The following is a 2,528-nucleotide window of genomic DNA, read 5'->3' as shown; positions in this document are numbered from 1 at the left end:
TCGGCGACTGCCGAGCCCATGGGCGCGCGCCGCGGCAGGTTGGACCGCAGGGCCAGGACTGACGCGAGGTCGCTGGCGCGTACGAGCCGTTGTTGCACCCCCGCGAGCAGGATGGCCGTCGCGTGCCTGTCCGAGCGCGCCCACGAACCGGCGTCGACGAGCGAGCGCGGCAGCCGGGTCCGCGGGGGCGTGGCCGCCGGATGCACGTGCTCCGGCCCGAGCAGAGTGGAGGAGTGGACCACGAGGCCGGGACGACGCGGCCGCCCGTGCTTGCCGTCGGGCACGAGCACGTAGCGGCGATCGTCGTCGAAGCCGCGCAGCCCGTCGATCGTCGCAGCCGTCAGCCCCGCGAGCACCGCGCCCGTCTCCGCGGACAGCACGTCGACCCAGAGCTCCTGCCGCGGGCTGAGCGGGCCGGAGTGGGCGACGAGCACGCCGGGCGCGCCGCGCTGCCACCGGCCGCTCTTCAACCGCCACTTCACCGCGGAGGGGCCCAGCCGCGCCGCGGCTTCCCGCCAGCGGAGCACGTCGTCGCGGCGCGCCAGCAGGTCGGCGAGGTCGTCGTCGGTCTCCATGCGCCGACCCTCGCGGCACAGCCGGCCGCCGCAGGCCCTCGCCGACGCATCTGTGGACTCCTAGCCCGCCGTCCACAGTGATCATCCGGGTCCCAGGGCCACGATCACGACCCTGGGACCCGGATGCCGGCCGACCCCCGCACCCCACGTGTCACACCCCCGCAACCCGGGCAGAGCAGCGACCATGACCACGCCGGACGAGCGCCCCCCTGCCGACCCGCTCAGCGAGAGCCTGCTCGACCTCGGGCCGGACACCTCGGGCATCAGCCCCGGGACCAACCCGGAGCACGACCCCGAGGTGGCCGAGGACTACGCCGAGTCCGTGGGCGTCGACCCGACTCCGGACGAGGTGGAGCACTACAAGGAGCTCGTGGGCGACGAGACGGCGGACCCGGCCTGACGGGCCCGGGCGCGGCTGAGAAGATCTCCTCGTGGCGCGAACGGTCGAGCTCCTCCTGGACGAGGCCCTCGACGCGGAGGTACGCCGGGTCTGGGGCGTGCTCGAGGCGGCCGGGCTCCCGAGCCAGGCGCTGCACCCCCACGAGACCAACCGGCCGCACCTGACGCTCGGCGTCGCCAACGAGCTGGTCGCGGGCGGCGAGGCCGAGCTGGGCCGGGCGCTGCGCCGGCTTCCCGTACGCCTGCGGCTCGACGGGCTGGTCGTGTTCGGCGGCCGCCGGCGGACCCTCGCCTGGCTGGTCACGCCGTCGCCGGCCCTGGTCGACCTGCACGCCGGGGTCGCGCAGGCACTGGCGGCGTACGCCCCGGCTCCCAGCCCGCAGCACCTGCCCGGGCGCTGGACCCCGCACGTGACGCTCGCCTCGCGCCTCGAGCCGCAGGAGCGGGCCGCCGCGCTGGACGCGCTGGACGGGCTGCGGCCGGCCGAGGGGACGACGGCGGCGGCACGGTCCTACGACACCGCGACACGCACGGTCGTCCCGCTCGGCTGAACGATTCACCCGATCGCCACGTGTATCACGGTTACGGACCGGCTATCTAAACTGGACGTTCCGTTACGGCTGTGGCGCGGAGGCAGTTCGTGAGCATCGCCCAGTGGGGCACCGTCGCTCCACCCATCGACTACGCCGGCATCTTTCACGTCACGACGACGCCGTGCCTGATCCTCGACGCCGACTTCACCATCCTCGACGCCAACCCGGCGTACCTGCGGATGACGAACCGGCGCCCCGAGGAGCTCATCGGGCGCTACTTCTTCGCGGCGTTCCCCGCCAACCCCGCCGACCCCGAGTCCGAGGGCGCGCGCCACCTGCGCGCCTCGCTCGAGCGGGTGCGGGACACCGGGCGGCCGCACACGCTGGAGCTGCAGAAGTTCGACATCCCGTCGACCGTCCCCGGCCGGTTCGTCGAGCGGTTCTGGAGCCCGACCAACCTGCCGGTGCTCAACGACCGCGGCGAGACCGCGCTCATCCTGCACCGTGTCCTGGACGTCACCGACTTCGTGCTCAACCAGCGCGCGGACACCGATGGCACGGCCGCGGCGGCGGCGGACGCCGAGAGCGACCTGGTCGCCCGCGCGTGGGAGCTGCAGCAGCTCAACGCCGCCCTGCGCGACGCCCGCGACCAGCTGTCGGCGCGGGCCCACTTCGACCCGCTCACGGGCCTGCTCGTGCGCAGCGTGTTCCTCGAGGCCGTCGGCGACGCGCTGGCGCGGATCCCGGCCCGCGCCGGGCACCCGGTGGCCGTGCTCTTCGTGGACCTGGACCGGCTCAAGTCGGTCAACGACACGTACGGCCACGGCGCCGGCGACCAGCTCATCCGGTGCGCGGCCGAGCGGCTCAAGGCGAGCGTGCGCCCCAACGACGCGGTGGGCCGGCTCGGCGGCGACGAGTTCGTCGTCCTGCTCGGCGAGCTGCGCAACAAGGACGAGGCGACGGTGGTCGCCGAGCGCATCCTGGAGAACCTCTCCGCCCCGGCCCAGCTCGCCCCCGGGCT

At 74.5% G+C, this 2,528-nt stretch carries 3 protein-coding genes and 1 pseudogene; 3 read left to right on the top strand and 1 reads right to left on the bottom strand.

Features of this window, described 5'->3' with window-relative positions; all coding sequences use genetic code 11:
- Positions 1-575: pseudogene (locus G9H71_RS22185) on the bottom strand (hypothetical protein); the annotation flags it as partial.
- Positions 576-759: 184 nt separating this feature from the next.
- Here G9H71_RS22185 and G9H71_RS22180 point away from each other — a divergent pair.
- From G9H71_RS22180 to G9H71_RS22170, 3 genes are all read left to right on the top strand, one after another.
- Positions 760-975 (top strand): hypothetical protein, encoded by a 216-nt coding sequence (locus tag G9H71_RS22180; RefSeq protein WP_166284934.1) that lies wholly within the window; start codon positions 760-762, stop codon positions 973-975.
- A 31-nt stretch (positions 976-1,006) separates the two neighbouring features.
- Positions 1,007-1,525 (top strand): 2'-5' RNA ligase family protein, encoded by a 519-nt coding sequence (locus G9H71_RS22175; RefSeq protein ID WP_166284933.1) that lies wholly within the window; start codon positions 1,007-1,009, stop codon positions 1,523-1,525.
- 89 nt (positions 1,526-1,614) lie between these two features.
- The coding region (locus G9H71_RS22170) for a diguanylate cyclase domain-containing protein (protein ID WP_166284932.1) at positions 1,615-2,528 on the top strand (914 nt) is incomplete at its 3' end.

The sequence above is a fragment of the Motilibacter deserti genome (assembly GCF_011250635.1).
Lineage (GTDB): Bacteria > Actinomycetota > Actinomycetes > Motilibacterales > Motilibacteraceae > Motilibacter_A > Motilibacter_A deserti.
The sequence above is the reverse complement of the archived record's forward strand: the minus strand, read 5'-3'. Positions and strand labels throughout refer to the sequence as shown.

What these genes read in the sequence shown, in the direction of transcription:
- G9H71_RS22180 (WP_166284934.1), top strand. Translation starts at nt 760, where the DNA reads ATGACCACGCCGGACGAGCGCCCCCCTGCCGACCCGCTCAGCGAGAGC.